This is a genomic window from Pseudomonas sp. LBUM1643 (assembly GCF_059716215.1).
In genome coordinates, this window is record NZ_CP166813.1 from 5,499,428 (window position 1) to 5,515,263 (window position 15,836).

Sequence of the window (15,836 nt, forward strand, 5' to 3'; positions counted from 1 at the left end):
TTAACTACGCTCCGTCTTGCTCAGCCACATATCGCGCATGGAGCCGTCTTTGATCTGCATCGGATAGACGTGCTCGCTGGTGTCCACCGAGATATCGATAACCACCAGGCGATCTTTCATGGCGAACGCCTCTTCCATCTTCGACTTCAAATCTTTCGAGTCGGTGATGCGTACGCCAACATGACCATAGGCCTCTGCCAGCTTGACGAAGTCAGGCAACGATTCCATGTAGGAATGCGAGTGGCGACTGCCATAACTCATGTCCTGCCACTGGCGAACCATGCCCAACACACCGTTGTTCAGGATGACGATTTTTACCGGCAAACCGTACTGCAGGCAGGTCGACAACTCCTGAATGTTCATCTGGATGCTGCCCTCGCCCGTCACACAGGCGACGTCATCATCCGGAAAGCTCAACTTGATCCCCATGGCCGCTGGAAAACCGAAGCCCATCGTGCCCAGGCCACCAGAGTTGATCCAGCGGTTCGGCTTGTTGAACTTGTAGTACTGCGCGGCGAACATCTGGTGCTGACCCACGTCTGAGGTGACATAGGCATCGCCCTTGGTCACTTCGCACAGGGTTTCGATCACGGTCTGCGGCTTGATGATGCTGCCGTCGCCCTTGTCATAAGGGAACAGGCCGCGGTCACCGCGCCATTCGTCAACTTGCTTCCACCAACTGGCAACGGACTCCTTGTTCGGGGTCTCGCCGATCTCCTTGAGGATCGCGACCATTTCGGTCAGGACACTCTCGACCGGGCCAACGATAGGCACGTCAGCTTTGATAGTCTTGGAAATCGAAGCAGGGTCGATGTCGATGTGAATGATCTTGGCGTTCGGGCAAAACTTGGCCGGGCCATTGATCACGCGATCGTCGAAACGAGCGCCAACAGCAAGGATCACATCGGCATGGTGCATCGCCAGGTTAGCGGTGTAGCTGCCGTGCATGCCGAGCATGCCGATAAACTGACGGTCCGTGCCAGGGTAGGCACCGAGACCCATCAGGGTATTGGTCACTGGCAGGTTGAGCATCTTCGCCAGCTCGGTCAGCGGCGCGGAGCCACCACCAAGAATCACACCGCCGCCCGCATACAACACAGGACGCTTGGCCGCCAGGAGCATCTCTGCTGCCTTGCGGATTTGCCCTGAGTGACCGCGGACAGCCGGGCTGTAGGAACGCAGCTTGGCTTTTTTCGGGAAGATGTATTCGAACTTCTCGGCCGGATTGGTCATGTCTTTCGGGATATCAACAACGACCGGACCAGGACGACCGGATTGCGCCAGGTAGAACGCCTTCTTCATGACTTCCGGGATTTCCGAAGCATGCTTGATCATGAAGCTGTGCTTCACGATCGGCCGGGAGATACCGATCATGTCGGTTTCCTGGAATGCATCGGTGCCTACCATGGTGCTAGGCACCTGGCCGGAAATGATCACCATCGGAATGGAGTCCATGTATGCCGTGGCAATACCGGTAATGGCATTGGTTGCGCCCGGCCCGGAAGTTACCAGCACCACACCGGCTTTACCGGTTGCGCGGGCATAGCCGTCAGCCATATGGGTCGCAGCCTGCTCGTGACGAACCAGGATGTGAGTCACTTCCGGTTCTTTGAACAGCGCGTCGTAAACATGAAGAAGAGCACCACCCGGGTACCCGTAGATGTACTTGACGCCTTCGTCACGCAAAAAGCGGACGAGCATCTCACCGCCAGATAAAAGCTCCACGTTGTTCACCTCTAAAACGCCAGAATACCGCCCACTTCAAAGAGGACGGGTCTTAATAGGTTTACTTCTCAGCAGAGCATGAGCGACGGTGGTCGCCGACTACGTCAGCACTGACTGAGCAAGTATTGGGATCGTCCCAAGTGTTGCGGGCCTTTCCCACCCAGCGCGAGGTAACGCGTTGCGGGTGTAACAGGTCGGCGCGGATGTGCGCCTCATGATCTGCTGAGTGGGTCTGCTTCTGGCAGTCCCTCTACAGCGGACTTTGGATTCTTCTGTTTCGCCCTCTCCAAGTCAAGTCGTCTATGTGCTTTATTGAAGTAAGCGCATGAGAAAGCAAGAAAAAACCGCTAAACAGCAACTGTGTTAGCTTCAATTGCGCAACTCATGGCAAGGAAATGGCATGCGAACTTTATTGATGGTCAGTCTTTTGATCAGCCCTTTGTGTATGGCCGGTCAAATCTATAAATGGGTCGACGCCCAAGGCGTTACCCATTTCGACGCTCAACCACCACAAGGCCAAGCGTCGACAACAGTGGTCACGCCCTCTGCGCCTGCAAGCAAACCCACGCCACCAGCACACAGCAACGTTATTGGCGATCAGCAGGCGATCGACAAATCGGTGAAAGAGCAGGTCGCCGATCAACAGACCCAGTTGAAAGTGTTCTGCGAACAGGCACGCACGAACCTTGCTCAACTGCAGAACAATCCAAGGTTACGAGAGGATGTGGATGGAGAGATGCGTCGCCTGACCGATCAACAGCGTCAGGAGCGAACAAACGAAGCACAGAAACAGATTGCGGAGAACTGCCAATAGGTGCGGATAGATACCTGTAGGAGCTGCCGAGTGAAACGAGGCTGCGATCTTTTGATCTTGTTTTTAAAGATCAAGATCAAAAGATCGCAGCCTCGTTTCACTCGACAGCTCCTACAAGCCTTACAGATCCAACAATGAATCGGCCTTAGCGCGAGGCCGTGATCAGCAGATCGAACTCTTTTAGCAGTACCTGCAGTTGACGATCTTTGCCCTGGACATTACGGGCGGCGAAAACCATTTCGGCCATTTCCTGAATTCCCGAGGCATTGGGCAACGGTAGATCCTGTTCAAGGATCACCTTCATCCTCGGCAGGAAGATCCATTGCAGCCATTGCTCGAAATCCAGTGTGTCGACCGAAAAGGGCTCGACACTGGAAAGCGCTTCGACCGATGGAGAGACCTCGTCCCACCAGCCCTGAACACGCAGCTCGCGCTCGATCAACAGCAATTGTTCGGCGATCTTCGGGAAGCGTTCGTCCATCACAGCGAAACCTTGGCCTTCTGACGGGCCAATGCGGCGCCAGCGGAATCACCCTGTTTATCACGCGCCTGAGCGATCAAACCCCACAAGCTGGCCTGAAGATCCGGACGACCGTTGGCCATGGTCAGGCCGCGTCGCGCGAACTGCTCAGCCTGTGCCGCATCGCCTTGGGCCATGCGGACCTGTGCCAGACGATAAAGCACCTGCGGCTCCCGGGGCGCCACTCGCTGAGCACGCTCAAGACTGGACGACGCACCGTTCAGATCACCACCGGCCTGTTGCTGCTGCGCGGTCGTCAACAACGCCAATACCGGACCATCCAGTTGCTCATCAGCGGACAAGCCACCCCCCGTACTGGCGGAGGGAATGCCGCTCGGCGTCGACGGCATGCTGTAGTTACCCTGATTGATTGGCGCCGACTGCACTGGCGAAGTGTCGATCGGCCCCGGAGTAATAGGGCCCGGCGTGATCGGCGACGTACTGATCGGTGCCGATGCTACTGCCCCGCCACCGGGCACCATGACCACTACACCGGTATCACCTTGCGGGATCGCCTGGGTCTGGGCTTGCGCAGGGCGTTTCACTGTCGTCTGACGGAAACCGCCATTCGCCTGAATACGTTCGCTGTTCGACACAGCGCTGCCCGAATCCACTACTGGAATCGAACCGCGCTGCACGGTGGAACAACCGCTGAGCAAAGCCACGGCGGTAACCGCTGGAATCAACCACTTGTTCACTTGAAACCCTCTTTGCTTAATTCATCCAGCCTTTGACCCAATCCATCACCGTTTCGCCAGAAGCAGGGCTTTCACCACCGCAGGCGGCACCGGGAGGTGGTTCGCTGCCGCGAATATACGGCATCTGCACGGCACCTGGGCAGTTGGCATCCGAGCCCTGTCCCGTGCGCGAATCGACCCACGCCTGAACAATGTTGTCCGGCTGCGGCATGTCCAACGGCAGTGGATCGGCCTTACGCATGAAACTGGACCAGACCTGCAATGCACCGGTGGCACCGGTAAACGGCGTCTTGCCGTTATCATCGCGCCCCAACCACACCACCGCCAGCAAGTCCTGGCTGAACCCTGCGAACCAGCTGTCTCGGGAGTCGTTACTGGTACCGGTCTTGCCGGCCAGCGTCAGGGTTTTCGGTAACACGTTGTAAACCGAACTGCCGGTACCTTCGCGCATGACCCGCTGCATGGCGCTTTGAATCAGATAAATGGACGCCGGATCGAAACGCTGCTCGATCTGGAACGGGTAACGCTTGAGCGGCTCGCCTTCAGCAGTCAGCACGCTACGAATCCCGCGCATCGGCGTATTGAAACCACCGTTGGCCAGGGTTTGATACATGGTCGCAACTTCAATCGGAGTCAAACCTCCCGCCCCGAGCAGCATCGAGGGGAATGCCGGAAATTCACGAGTCACACCAAGGCGCGCCAGCGTCTTGAGCACGTTGGGTACACCTACCGCCAACCCGAGACGCGCGGTAGACAAGTTGTAGGAATGCGCCAACCCTTGATAAAGGAAAACCGTGCCATGGGAGCGGCGATCATAGTTCTGCGGCTTCCAGACCTGACCGTCCGCACCCTTGACGGAAAAAGCATCATCGGACAGCCAACTGGTCAGCGTGTACTGGCTTGGCTTCTCAAGGGCGGTCAGATAAACCGCCGGCTTTATCAGCGAGCCAATCGGTCTGACCGCATCCAGTGCGCGGTTGAAACCGGCAAAACTGGCCTGTCGACTGCCGATCATGGCCTGGACCTCACCTGTTTCCGGGTTAGTCACGACCATGGCCGCTTCAACCTCATCGGAGCCCTTGCGCCCGGACAGACGCTTGAACGTATCGTTGACCGATGCTTCCGCTTTCATCTGCAGAATCGGGTCGAAACTGGTGAAAATCCGCAGGCCTTCCTCGGTCAAGTCTTCGTCACGATAGTCCTGGCGCAGCTGACGTTTGACCAGATCGATAAAACCCGGGAACGAGCTATCAGCCAACTTGCCGCGCGTTGTCACACCCAGTGGCATTTTCTTCGCTGCGGCGACCTGTTCGGCGGTGGCAACGCCTTGTTGCTCAAGCACGTCGAGCACCAGATTTCGCCGCTCGAGCGCCCGCTCAGGATTGCGACGCGGGTTGTAATAGGACGGTCCCTTGACCATACCGACCAGCAACGCAACCTGATGCAGTTTCAGCTCGGACAACGGCTGCCCGAAGAAGAACTGACTGGCCAAACCAAAACCGTGCACCGCCCGCTGGCCATCCTGACCCACGAACACTTCATTGAGATAGGCCTCAAGAATTTCTCGCTTGTCGTAATGCAACTCAAGCAACATCGCCATCATGGCTTCGGTGAGTTTGCGAGACAGGCTGCGCTCGCTGGTCAGGTAGAAGTTCTTGACCAATTGTTGCGTCAGCGTACTGCCGCCCTGCGTCATCCGGCCGCCAGAGGTGTTGACGTATAGGGCTCGCATGATCGACTTGGGCGAAACGCCCCAGTGACTGTAGAAATCCCGGTCTTCAACTGCGACGAGGGTTTCCAGCAGGTACGGCGGGACCTGATCGATTTTGATCAGAATCCTGTCTTCAAGATTTTTCGGGTAAATCCCGCCGATCATCAGCGGCTCAAGCCGCACAACGGACAGCTTCGAACCGTTCGTCGCGGAGAGCTCGGCGACGTAGTCACCCGAGAACCGGACACGCACCGGTTGGGCCTTCTCCATGCCTTCATAGAACTGGAAGCCACGGGTGTTCAGGTCGACAGTGTTGCCATTGACCGACGCAGCGCCCGGCCCATTGCTCACGCTTTCGCGCCGGTAGCCCAAAGCGTCCAGTTCGGTGAGGAAGTCTTCTTTGCTCAGCTTCTGGCCAGTGAACAGTTCCAGCGGGCGCGCGTAGACCTTGGCAGGGATTGTCCAGCGCTTGCCGGAGAACTTCTCCTGGACGATGGCGTCGAGGTAAACCGCGAATCCGGCGAGCACCACAAGGCCGACCAGACTGAGTTTAAGGGCCCATCCAAGCCAGGGGCGCATGCCCTTGGAAGGTGGTTTTTTTGGAGTGCGAGGGGATCGAGTACGAGTCATGGCGGCGGATTATACGCACTTTATTCATACTCAACAGAAGCCCTCCGAGGTTTGCGTCGGGCGGACTTGCGGCCATAATGGCGACCGTGAATTTTCCCAGACTCTGAAGGATCGCCTGTGAGCCAGTCCCTGATCGCTGCCCTGCAAAACCCTGCCCTCTACCCGCATCCCGTAGAAGGGTTCCAGGTCATCGAGACCCATATTTCCTGGGTCCTGCTCACCGGCCCGTTTGCTTATAAAGTGAAGAAGCCCATGAATTTCGGCTTCCTCGATTTCACCAGCCTCGACGCTCGCGAGCATTTTTGCGGTGAAGAGCTGCGACTCAACCAGCGTTTGACCAATGATTTGTATCTTGAAGTGTTACCGATTACTGGCAGTGTTGAGGCTCCCCAACTGGGTGGCGAAGGACCGGCCATCGAATTCGCCCTGAAAATGCGCCAGTTTCCGCAGGCTAATCTGCTGAGCACGCTGCAGGCCAATGGTGAACTGACCACCGCGCACATCGACGAGATGGCCGCGCAAATTGCTCAGTTCCACCTCAATGCGCCGAAAGTCCCCGCCGAACATGAAGCCGGTCAGCCGGACAGCGTGATGGCCCCTGTCAGTCAGAACTTCGAGCAGATCCGTCCATTCCTCAGCGACAAGGCCGATCTGCTGCAACTTGATGCCCTTCAAGCCTGGGCGGAAAGCAGCTTCGAACGCCTCAAACCGCTGTTTGCCCAGCGCAAGGCCGACGGTTTTATCCGCGAATGCCACGGTGATATCCATCTGGGTAATGCCACCCTGATTGACGGCAAGGTCGTGATTTTCGATTGCATCGAATTTAACGAGCCGTTCCGCTTCACCGACGTTTACGCCGACACCGGTTTCCTGGCGATGGACCTTGAGGACCGCGGTCTGAAAAGTCTGGCGCGTCGTTTCATCAGCCAATACCTGGAGCTGACTGGCGACTATCAGGGCCTTGAACTGCTGAACTTCTACAAGGCCTACCGCGCGCTGGTTCGTGCCAAGGTCACGCTGTTCAGCATGCCGGCCGAAGCCGACCCGGTTCAGCGCGCCACAACGCTTCGTCAGTATCGCAACTACGCCAACCTGGCTGAAAGCTACAGCACCATTCCTTCGCGTTTCATGGCCATCACCCACGGTGTTTCTGCTGTCGGCAAGAGCCGGGTGGCGATGCGTCTGGTGGAAGCACTGGGCGCGATTCGCCTGCGCTCCGATGTAGAACGCAAGCGCCTGTTCGGCGAGCAGACCGTGACAAACGATCCGCATGCCGGCATTTATAGCGCCGACGCCAGCGCCGCAACCTATACCCGCCTGCATGAAATCGCGGCCGTGATCCTGCGTGCTGGCTTCCCGGTTGTAGTCGACGCCACGTACCTCAAGCGTGAGCAACGCGACGGCGCGGCGAAAATCGCCGAGGCCACTGGCGCACCGTTTTTGATCCTTGATTGCAACGCGCCACAAGCGGTCATCGAGGGTTGGCTGGCATTGCGCCAAGCCGATAAAACCGACCCTTCCGACGCGAACCTGGCAGTTATCGCCGATCAGCAAGCCAATCGCGAAGCCCTGACGCCTGCAGAGATTCTGTGCAGCAAACGGGTTCAAACCAACGAAAGCGGGACGCTCGACACCGTCGTAGCGCAAATTCGCCAGCGCCTGCCCGGCCTGTAAGGAAGTATTTCAGCCGTGGGGCCTGCGTGGCTTCACGGCTGTCAAATAGTGGCACTATACTGGCGCCATAAAACCAACAGGTGATGTGACATGAGCCAGCCCAAACTCCTCGACACTCCGCTTTATGCCTTGCTGCACAAAGACGACATCACAGGTTTCAACACTGAACGTCCCAAGGACGGAATCATCGACATGATCGGCGGCGACTTCCGAGGCCTGGACCTGCGTGAGTTGAATGCCGAAGGCGTGGACTTCACCGACGCTTATTTTCGCTCCGCCGACTTGCGCGGCATCGACTTTCGCAAATCCTCACTCGAAGGCGCCAGCTTGGCCCACGCGCAGATTTCCGGAGCCTATTTCCCCGCAGAATTGAGCGCGGACGAGATCCTTATGTCGATGAACTTTGGAACCCGTCTGCGATATCGCACTCGCTAAAAACGACCTGTTAACCGAACGGTCCAGCGCCCCCGCTTTGCGCTGGACTGTGGGTCGTAACATCCGATCAACTCGATCCCGGCACCTTCCTTCAATTCGATTCACGTATTTCCTTGGACTCGGCGCCAGCGCTTCTTAGAAGCATTTACCCTGAAACCGACCAAAGAATCACGCTTTTCCTACTGATGGCTACACTCCTGAGAAGCTTGCCCACGCACCATTCGGCCGTCGCAAGGAGGCTTGATGAATGATGAACTGCAACACCTGAAGAATCTTGGCAAGACGTCGGCGCAATGGCTGCATGCCGTGGGCATCCACAGCGCCTCCGACTTGCGTCGCCTCGGGGCGGTGGATGCCTATCGGGCCGTGCGTACGCGCGGGTTTCGGGCGTCCAAGGTGTTGTTGTATGCAATCGAAGGCGCCCTGATGGACGTGCACTGGAACGACATTCCTGCAGAACGGAAAGAAGCGCTGAACAAACAACTGGAGGCTATTTCGTCCCGTCACAAAAATTGAATAGACGTGAAGCCCAATGATTACGGGCCTCTCGGATGATTTTCCGGGAAATTCAAAGGCAACAAAAAATCAGCTGTTGACATGGTAATGAGAATCGCTATGATTATCACAACTGGTCGCGAGACTGGTCGATATTTGAACAGCCCTTGGTTCGGACTCTCAGATATCTCCTCATCAGGCTAATCACGGTTATTTGACCCGGCTCTTGCCGGGTCTTTTTTTGCCTGTCAAAAAGCCCTGCATTAACTTACTTCTCTGACGACTTTCCGAACTGTTTTCGCATCTGCTCGCAGTAATCCGGGGTTGGCGTGGCCGGTGTGTACCAAACGTAATCGGCCATCTGCGACGTGACCTCGTTACCCTGCTGAGCCAGCATCAATACTGTCGGTGCCTCGGGTGCTCCCAGATCGAGCAGGTGGATCGGCACACCGACATCCTTGCGCGCATGAAACGCGCCGGCAAACAGCACCGAAGGCTCGGGGGCGGCAAGCAAGCGCTCAGCCATGCGTCGATCGCGCTGCTGCTGAACCGCCAGCATTGCCGGCATTTGCGACGCGGGTAACAGACCACAATGCGAGTCGCTGACTTGTTTCAGAAGCTCGTCCCTCACGGACGATGCATTGGAACGCGAACCGCTCAGCGTGGGTGGGTTTGCGTAGATGGCACGAATTTCAGACACGTCCAGATTTGCCGCCAGCAATGGGTACGGTTGAGTCAGGGCAAATCGAACGATTGGCCCATACAGATCCCACTCCCAGCCAGACTGCCAGGCCAGAGATCCAGGCAGATCCTTCGGCGGCGTCGCGGCGTGACGCACTTCATCGACACGAGGTTGCTGATCCGGCGTGAGCATCTCCAACAGCAGACTGCCCTGAGGCCGCGTATCCCCCAACGACTGCAACAACCACAACTGCAGCTCGTGGTGATCGCGGTTGTCATGCTGCTCACCCACGATCAGTCGAGAAGACTTGGCCAGCGCCGCAATCAGCGCCTGCGGCGTCAAAGCCAGACCACTGTGCAAGTCGCGAATCTCACCCACCACAGGTGGCGGCGCTGAAACATGCGTACAGGCACTCAGTAATAACAATCCCAGTATCAGCATTACGCGCATGGATTCACCCCGGTAACAGATCTAGCGGGCGATGATCAGCGGATGCCCACGCTCCGGGTGCTGCTGCACCAGTACTTCCAGACCGAACACTGCCTGAAGTCGATCAGGACGTAACACCCGGTCCGGCGTATCCAGCGCAACAGGTCGTCCGCCTTCGAGCAGCAACAGTCGATCACAATAGCGCGCTGCCAGATTCAGATCATGCAGGATCACCATCACCGCCGCACCACGATCGGCGAATTCGCGCACAGCTTGCAGTGTGGTGTGCTGGTGCAGTGGATCGAGCATTGAAGTGGGCTCGTCGAGCAACAAGGTTTGCCCCACCTCGCCTGGCCAGAGTTGCGCCAGAACCCGCGCCAGATGTATTCGCTGACGCTCGCCTCCGGACAGAGCCAGGTAACTGCGGCCATGCAAATGCCCGGCATCGGCGGCGTTCAAGGCCGCCGCGACAATCTCGTCATCCCGGACACGACCACTCTGATAAGGCAAACGCCCCATGCCGACCACTTCTTCGACCCGAAAGGCAAAGTCCAGCGTCGACACCTGCGGCAATACCGCCAGACGCTGAGCTCGCAATGCCCCGGTCCAGTGATTCAACTCATGCTCGTCGAGCCAGATGTTTCCGTGATCAGCCTTCAACTCGCCACACAAGGCGCCAAGCAAGGTGCTCTTGCCGGCACCGTTAGGTCCCAGCACACCCAGGACTTCTCCCGGTTTGAGTTCAAGCGTGATATCCGTCAACACGGTCTTGCGGCCGCGGCTGATTTTCAGGTTTTGCGTTCGCAACATCAGGCGCGGCCTCTGAGGAGCAGGTACAGAAAGAACGGAGCACCAATGAACGCCGTAACAATGCCAATGGGCAGCTCGGCAGGTGCCAGTGCCAGCCGCGCTACCAGGTCAGCAAACAGCAAGAGACTGGCGCCGGCCAGCACCGACGCCGGCAACAGCACCCGATGATCAGGACCGGCCAGCAAACGCACCAGATGCGGCACCACTAATCCGACAAAGCCAATCATTCCCGCCGCTGCCACGGCTGCCCCCACTCCCAGCGCCGTGCAGAAGACCAGTTCGCGCTTGAGCCTTTCCACGTCAATGCCCAGGTGCCCGGCCTCGGACTCTCCCAGTAACAATGCATTCAAGGCTTTCGCACGACGTGGCAGCCACAGTGCCACACCGGCACTGATCAACAGCAACGGCCAAAGTCGCGAATAACTGGCGCCATTGAGGCTGCCGAGGTTCCAGAACGCCAGGGTACGCAGGGTGGCGTCGTCCGCCAGATAGGTGAAAAGCCCAACGGCAGATCCCGCCAGAGCAGTCAAAGCAATGCCTGCCAACAACATCGTTGCGACGTTGGTCTGACCGTTGCGCCGCCCCAGCCGATAAACCAGCGCGGTCACACCGAGACCGCCGAGAAAGGCGCACAGCGATAACAGGTAAGGCCCGAAAGCCTCCGGCAGACCGCCAAATGCCGAACCACCGACAATAGCAACCGCCGCGCCGAGCGCCGCGCCGCTGGAGACGCCCACCAAGCCCGGATCGGCCAGCGGGTTACGAAAGAGCCCCTGCATGGCCACGCCGGACAACGCCAGCACGCCACCCACCGCCAGTCCCAACAAAGTCCGCGGCAGGCGTATTTGCCCGAGGATCAGTTCCGCCTGCTCCAGGCCCTCTGGCGCAATGGGCAGGCCGATCATGCGCAGCGCTACGCGCAACGTGTCGAGCAGCGGCAGACTGACCGGGCCAAGCGCCAGCGACAACCAGATTGCCAGTAAACACAGCAGGCTCAGGCCAATGAACAATGCACGCGGTTTAACCAGAACCGTCATTGGTCGGCAGTGCCGGGGAAGAAACCGTCAGACAGTTTTTTCAGTTCATCGGGTAACCGCGGCCCAAGCCCGCCAACCAGTAGCGTCGGATCGAGCTCAATGACGCGCCCGTCCTTGGCCGCACGTGTCGAAGACAGAATAGGATTTTCTTTAAACAAGGCGGCACGCGCCTCCTCGCCATTCAGCGCGCGGTCGGCAAACACCAGAACTTGCGGGTCCAGACTGATCAAGGACTCGACGGAAAACGGCTTGTACCCGGTATGCGTCGCCAAGTTGTGTCCTCCGGCGCGTTGCAGGAGCCAATCCGCGCTGGTGTCCTTGCCGGCAATCAGCGGCTTGCCGCCCGCGTGACCGATCAACACAAGCACACCCGGTGACGACTGACTCAATTGCGCCTTGGTAACCCGGACCTTTTGTTGATCAAGCTGTTGCTGGTAAGACTGAAACAGCTTCGAAGCCTGGTCTTCGGCACCCAGCAACTTGCCCAAATGCTGCAAGTTACTCTGCAAGGCAGGCAAATCAGGCTGGGCTGAGAACAGCTCGACCTGCACTCCCGCGTTGCGGATCTGCGACAGTATCGGCGGTGGCCCCATTTCTTCGGTGCCCACCAATATTTGCGGGCGCAGGCTTAAAATGCCTTCAGCCGACAATTGCCTCTGGTAACCGATACTCGGCAGTGCCTTGAGTGCCTCCGGGTGCTGGCTGGTGGTATCGACACCGACCAACTTCGACTCACCACCCAGCGCGCTGACCCACTCCGACAGGGCGCCACCGGCACTGACCCAACGTTGTGGCAACTCGGTTGCGGCAACGTGGTGGCTGGCGAGGAGACCAACACAGAGCGCAGCAACGCGGGTACTCAGGCGCATAAACAGCTTCCTTTAAAGTTTTTTCCAGGCGTGGAGCTGACAGGCCAAGTATTCTCGGCGTCGGCACCTGCACCCAACGGGCAGAGCCGGCATTTGATAATTGTTTGCATTTGAACGTCAAGCTCTGACATATCCAGTCACGAGCAGGCGTGTTTGAGGATAGACATGAAGTTTCTTTGCGCGGGCCTGGAGCTCGCCGATTCCAGCAGCCGTGGCTTTGACATTCATGGCCAGAAGCTCCTTGCAGTGCGCCGAAGTGGACAAGTGTATGTCTACCTCAACCGTTGCCCGCATCGTGGCGTCGGACTGGAATGGCAACCCGACCAGTTTCTCGACCCCAGCAACAGCCTGATCCAGTGCGCGACCCACGGCGCACTGTTTCTGATCGAAGACGGCGAGTGCGTCGCCGGCCCGTGTTCCGGACAATTCCTGACCAGTGTCCCTTGCCGCGAAGATGAAAAAGGAATCTGGATCAGCCTTTAATCTTCAAACGCCACATTCAGGCGCCGATCGACCACTATCTCTTCATGGCTCAATCTCACACCGTACGCCAGCACCTCGACCCCGCACGCCACCGCTTCGCGCAACGCTGCCGCATAAGCCGAATCGATTTCGTGCGCAGGACGCACGGCATCAATGCCACTCAGGTTCACGCAATACAGCTGCACCGCGCGGATCCCGTCCCGCGCCAGGTGTGCCAGCTCGCGCAAATGCTTGGCGCCCCGCTGGGTAACCGCATCGGGAAAAGCAGCCACCGATGAGCCATCAAAGCCGAGCGTGACGCTCTTGACTTCCACATAGGCCGGCCCGTTCGGGTAGTCAAGACGGAAATCGATGCGACTGCTTTCCTGCCCGTAAGCCACTTCACGCTTGAGCTCGGTGAAGCCGTTCAGTTCGGTGATGACCCCGGCACGCAATGCCTCCTCGATCAAACCGTTGGCGCGCCCGGTGTTCACGCAAAACAGGCGCCCCTGCGGGGTTTCGCCGATTTCCCAGGTGCCGGGCAACTTGCGCTTCGGGTCATTGGAACGGCTGAACCAGACCTGCCCGCCCTCAACCTGGCAATTGAGCATCGAGCCGGTGTTCGGGCAATGAATGGTCAGCAACTCACCGTTTACAGTCTCGATGTCAGCGAGGAAGCGCTTGTAACGACGAATCAGGCGGCCTTCTTCAAGGGGAGGATGAAAGCGCATCAGCCTTGCCAGCTCCGCAATCCGCGGGCGATCCGCTCGACCGCTTCCTGCAGCCGAGGAAGGCTTTGGGTGTAAGCGAATCGCACGTGATGGCCGGCCTGATAACGACCGAAATCCAGCCCCGGGGTGATCGCAACATGTTCGGTTTCAAGGAAGTGACGACAAAACGCGAAGGCATCGCCGCCGAACTTGCTGATATCCGCGTACAAATAGAACGCGCCTTCAGGTTCTACAGCGATACCGAAACCTAGCTCGCGCAAAGCAGGCAGCAGGAAATCACGACGACGACCAAACTCGGCGCGGCGCTCTTCGAGGATGCTGATGGTAGCAGGCTCAAAACAAGCCAGCGCGGCATGCTGGGCCATGCTGGGGGCGCTGATGTAGAGGTTTTGAGCCAGTTTCTCCAGTTCGCCGACAGCTGCCTCAGGGGCAACCAGCCAACCCAGGCGCCACCCGGTCATGCCGAAATACTTTGAAAAACTATTGAGCACAAATGCGCTGTCATCGACTTCCAGCACGCTGGCGGCATCGGTGCCGTACGTCAGGCCGTGGTAGATCTCGTCGACCACCAGATGGCCGTGTCGCGCCTTGATTGCGGTGGACAAGCCCGCCAGCTCATCGCGGGTCAGAATGGTCCCGGTCGGGTTGGCAGGCGAGGCCACGAGGGCACCCACGCTGTCATGGTCCCAATGACGAGCCACCAGGTCAGGCGTCAATTGATAACGCACGTCCGGGCCGACCGGCACCAACTGCGCCGCACCTTCCACCAGGCGCAGGAAATGCCGGTTGCAGGGGTAACCCGGATCCGCCAGCAACCAATGTTTGCCCGGGTCCACCAACAAGGCGCTGGCCAGCAGCAACGCCCCGGAACCACCAGGCGTGATGAGAATTCGCTGCGGATCGATGTTCAATCCATAACGCTGTTGATAGAAACCCGAAATGGCTTCACGCAGTTCGGGAATACCCCGTGCGGCGGTGTAACGGGTCTTCCCCGCCGTGAGTGCCGCCTGGCCCGCCTGAATAATCGGTTCGGCGGTGGTGAAGTCAGGCTCGCCGATTTCCAGGTGGATCACATCGTGGCCCGCGGCCTGCAATTCATTGGCCCGCGCTAACAGCGCCATCACATGAAAGGGTTCGATCGCGCGACTGCGGGCACTGTAGGACTGAGCCATTGGCCTTCCTTCAACGGTAAAAAGAACTGATTCTACCCAAGCACTGGAACGAGCGAGAACCTAAAGCGGTCAGACGCTCATAACGCCGGTCCAAAACGACTCAAGCGTGTATCCCAGGTTTGACTAAAATCAATATTTGATCAGGTCTCCAGCACCACCAGACAAGGCTTTGCAATCATTTGCAAGTGCATCGGGCCATTACCTCGACATCCGGGAGTAGCGCGGTCCGATTTGATCTGGTAAGTTCGCCCGCTTGCAGCCGCAGGGCCGGCAGGTGTCGGTGATGGAGCAATCCTGCGCAATGGATTACAAGAGTAGAGGCGGTCCATTTCATGCCCACCCAAGCAAAGCAGCAAAACCAGTCGATCAGCGGCTTCGAACCCTACAAAGAAGTAAAGGGTGAGGAATACATGGGCAAGCCCATGCGCGCGCACTTCACCAAGATCCTGAACAAGTGGAAACAGGACTTGATGCAGGAAGTCGACCGTACGGTTGATCACATGAAGGACGAAGCGGCCAACTTCCCGGACCCGGCAGACCGTGCCAGCCAGGAAGAAGAATTCAGCCTCGAACTGCGTGCCCGCGACCGCGAGCGCAAATTGATCAAGAAGATCGACAAGACCCTGCAATTGATCGAAGACGAAGAATATGGCTGGTGCGAGTCCTGCGGCGTCGAAATTGGCGTCAAGCGACTGGAAGCCCGCCCTACCGCCGATATGTGCGTTGACTGCAAGACCCTGGCGGAAATCAAGGAAAAGCAAGTCGGCAAGTAATCTCGACTTGAACGAAAAAACGGAGCGTGCGAACGCTCCGTTTTTGTTTCCAAAATTCGCACCAGCAGGACCCCCTTGAGGGAGCGGACCTTCGTGGCGAGGGGATTTATCCCCGTGGGTCGCGTAGCGGCCCCAAACTCTGTAATCGCGATGCATCAGATAGAACGCA

At 58.0% G+C, this 15,836-nt stretch carries 16 protein-coding genes; 6 read left to right on the plus strand and 10 right to left on the minus strand.

Going from position 1 to position 15,836, the window contains the following annotated elements:
• Positions 1–1,725 carry an acetolactate synthase 3 large subunit gene (locus tag ACA063_RS24820; protein WP_497663732.1) on the minus strand — a complete coding sequence of 575 codons (1,725 nt, stop codon included), beginning with the start codon at positions 1,723–1,725 and terminating at the stop codon, positions 1–3.
• A gap of 400 nt (positions 1,726–2,125) precedes the next feature.
• On the opposite strand from ACA063_RS24820, the gene ACA063_RS24825 reads away from it, so the two are divergent.
• Positions 2,126–2,539, plus strand: a complete 414-nt coding sequence (locus ACA063_RS24825; protein WP_497663733.1) for a DUF4124 domain-containing protein — start codon at positions 2,126–2,128, stop codon at positions 2,537–2,539.
• A gap of 145 nt (positions 2,540–2,684) precedes the next feature.
• On the opposite strand, the gene ACA063_RS24830 is transcribed toward ACA063_RS24825, so the two are convergent.
• From ACA063_RS24830 to mrcB, 3 genes are read right to left on the minus strand one after another with little or no spacing between them, the layout of a single operon-like run.
• Positions 2,685–3,020 (minus strand): YqcC family protein, encoded by a 336-nt coding sequence (locus ACA063_RS24830; protein WP_162437837.1) that lies wholly within the window; start codon positions 3,018–3,020, stop codon positions 2,685–2,687.
• On the minus strand, positions 3,020–3,757 hold the full coding sequence (locus tag ACA063_RS24835) for a tetratricopeptide repeat protein (RefSeq protein WP_497663734.1): 738 nt from the start codon (positions 3,755–3,757) through the stop codon (positions 3,020–3,022). Before ACA063_RS24835 ends, ACA063_RS24830 begins: the two co-directional genes overlap by 1 nt.
• 16 nt (positions 3,758–3,773) lie before the next feature.
• Positions 3,774–6,098: a penicillin-binding protein 1B gene (gene mrcB / locus ACA063_RS24840; protein WP_497663735.1), complete on the minus strand. Its 2,325-nt coding sequence runs from the start codon at positions 6,096–6,098 to the stop codon at positions 3,774–3,776.
• 117 nt (positions 6,099–6,215) lie between these two features.
• Here mrcB and ACA063_RS24845 point away from each other — a divergent pair, with 117 nt between their 5' ends.
• From ACA063_RS24845 to ACA063_RS24855, 3 genes are all read left to right on the plus strand, one after another.
• On the plus strand, positions 6,216–7,772 hold the full coding sequence (locus ACA063_RS24845; protein WP_497663736.1) for a bifunctional aminoglycoside phosphotransferase/ATP-binding protein: 1,557 nt from the start codon (positions 6,216–6,218) through the stop codon (positions 7,770–7,772).
• Positions 7,773–7,862: 90 nt separating this feature from the next.
• Positions 7,863–8,207: a pentapeptide repeat-containing protein gene (locus ACA063_RS24850; protein ID WP_497663737.1), complete on the plus strand. Its 345-nt coding sequence runs from the start codon at positions 7,863–7,865 to the stop codon at positions 8,205–8,207.
• Between the two features lie 243 nt (positions 8,208–8,450).
• A complete protein-coding gene (locus tag ACA063_RS24855) occupies positions 8,451–8,723 on the plus strand; it encodes a TfoX/Sxy family protein (RefSeq protein ID WP_007971093.1) in 273 nt (90 codons plus the stop codon).
• A gap of 247 nt (positions 8,724–8,970) precedes the next feature.
• Here the strand turns inward: ACA063_RS24855 and ACA063_RS24860 are convergent, their stop codons facing one another.
• The 4 genes from ACA063_RS24860 to ACA063_RS24875 are packed head-to-tail and all read right to left on the minus strand — an operon-like array spanning position 8,971 to position 12,529.
• On the minus strand, positions 8,971–9,834 hold the full coding sequence (locus tag ACA063_RS24860) for a ChaN family lipoprotein (protein WP_497663738.1): 864 nt from the start codon (positions 9,832–9,834) through the stop codon (positions 8,971–8,973).
• Between the two features lie 21 nt (positions 9,835–9,855).
• Positions 9,856–10,623 (minus strand): heme ABC transporter ATP-binding protein, encoded by a 768-nt coding sequence (locus tag ACA063_RS24865; protein WP_497663739.1) that lies wholly within the window; start codon positions 10,621–10,623, stop codon positions 9,856–9,858.
• Positions 10,623–11,660: a FecCD family ABC transporter permease gene (locus ACA063_RS24870; RefSeq protein WP_497663740.1), complete on the minus strand. Its 1,038-nt coding sequence runs from the start codon at positions 11,658–11,660 to the stop codon at positions 10,623–10,625. Before ACA063_RS24870 ends, ACA063_RS24865 begins: the two co-directional genes overlap by 1 nt.
• Positions 11,657–12,529, minus strand: coding sequence for a heme/hemin ABC transporter substrate-binding protein (locus ACA063_RS24875; RefSeq protein ID WP_497663741.1), 873 nt, complete (start codon positions 12,527–12,529; stop codon positions 11,657–11,659). Before ACA063_RS24875 ends, ACA063_RS24870 begins: the two co-directional genes overlap by 4 nt.
• A gap of 165 nt (positions 12,530–12,694) precedes the next feature.
• On the opposite strand from ACA063_RS24875, the gene ACA063_RS24880 reads away from it, so the two are divergent.
• Positions 12,695–13,012, plus strand: coding sequence for a Rieske (2Fe-2S) protein (locus ACA063_RS24880; protein WP_497663742.1), 318 nt, complete (start codon positions 12,695–12,697; stop codon positions 13,010–13,012).
• Here the strand turns inward: ACA063_RS24880 and sfsA are convergent.
• Together sfsA and ACA063_RS24890 are read right to left on the minus strand one after the other, a co-directional pair.
• On the minus strand, positions 13,009–13,722 hold the full coding sequence (gene sfsA / locus ACA063_RS24885) for a DNA/RNA nuclease SfsA (RefSeq protein ID WP_497663743.1): 714 nt from the start codon (positions 13,720–13,722) through the stop codon (positions 13,009–13,011). The genes ACA063_RS24880 and sfsA overlap by 4 nt on opposite strands.
• Entirely contained in the window at positions 13,722–14,894 is a 1,173-nt protein-coding gene (locus ACA063_RS24890; protein WP_497663744.1) for a pyridoxal phosphate-dependent aminotransferase, read from the minus strand. Before ACA063_RS24890 ends, sfsA begins: the two co-directional genes overlap by 1 nt.
• A gap of 332 nt (positions 14,895–15,226) precedes the next feature.
• Here ACA063_RS24890 and dksA point away from each other — a divergent pair, with 332 nt between their 5' ends.
• Positions 15,227–15,667: an RNA polymerase-binding protein DksA gene (dksA, locus tag ACA063_RS24895; RefSeq protein ID WP_007902025.1), complete on the plus strand. Its 441-nt coding sequence runs from the start codon at positions 15,227–15,229 to the stop codon at positions 15,665–15,667.
• Positions 15,668–15,836: the final 169 nt, after the last annotated feature.

Bases quoted from the DNA above. Each gene is read 5' to 3' on its own strand.
- ACA063_RS24825 (WP_497663733.1), top strand. From the start codon at position 2,126: ATGCGAACTTTATTGATGGTCAGTCTTTTGATCAGCCCTTTGTGTATG.
- ACA063_RS24830 (WP_162437837.1), bottom strand. From the start codon at position 3,020: ATGGACGAACGCTTCCCGAAGATCGCCGAACAATTGCTGTTGATCGAG.
- mrcB (WP_497663735.1), bottom strand. From the start codon at position 6,098: ATGACTCGTACTCGATCCCCTCGCACTCCAAAAAAACCACCTTCCAAG.
- ACA063_RS24850 (WP_497663737.1), top strand. From the start codon at position 7,863: ATGAGCCAGCCCAAACTCCTCGACACTCCGCTTTATGCCTTGCTGCAC.
- ACA063_RS24855 (WP_007971093.1), top strand. From the start codon at position 8,451: ATGAATGATGAACTGCAACACCTGAAGAATCTTGGCAAGACGTCGGCG.
- ACA063_RS24860 (WP_497663738.1), bottom strand. From the start codon at position 9,834: ATGCGCGTAATGCTGATACTGGGATTGTTATTACTGAGTGCCTGTACG.
- ACA063_RS24865 (WP_497663739.1), bottom strand. From the start codon at position 10,623: ATGTTGCGAACGCAAAACCTGAAAATCAGCCGCGGCCGCAAGACCGTG.
- ACA063_RS24870 (WP_497663740.1), bottom strand. From the start codon at position 11,660: ATGACGGTTCTGGTTAAACCGCGTGCATTGTTCATTGGCCTGAGCCTG.
- ACA063_RS24875 (WP_497663741.1), bottom strand. From the start codon at position 12,529: ATGCGCCTGAGTACCCGCGTTGCTGCGCTCTGTGTTGGTCTCCTCGCC.
- ACA063_RS24880 (WP_497663742.1), top strand. From the start codon at position 12,695: ATGAAGTTTCTTTGCGCGGGCCTGGAGCTCGCCGATTCCAGCAGCCGT.
- sfsA (WP_497663743.1), bottom strand. From the start codon at position 13,722: ATGCGCTTTCATCCTCCCCTTGAAGAAGGCCGCCTGATTCGTCGTTAC.
- ACA063_RS24890 (WP_497663744.1), bottom strand. From the start codon at position 14,894: ATGGCTCAGTCCTACAGTGCCCGCAGTCGCGCGATCGAACCCTTTCAT.
- dksA (WP_007902025.1), top strand. From the start codon at position 15,227: ATGCCCACCCAAGCAAAGCAGCAAAACCAGTCGATCAGCGGCTTCGAA.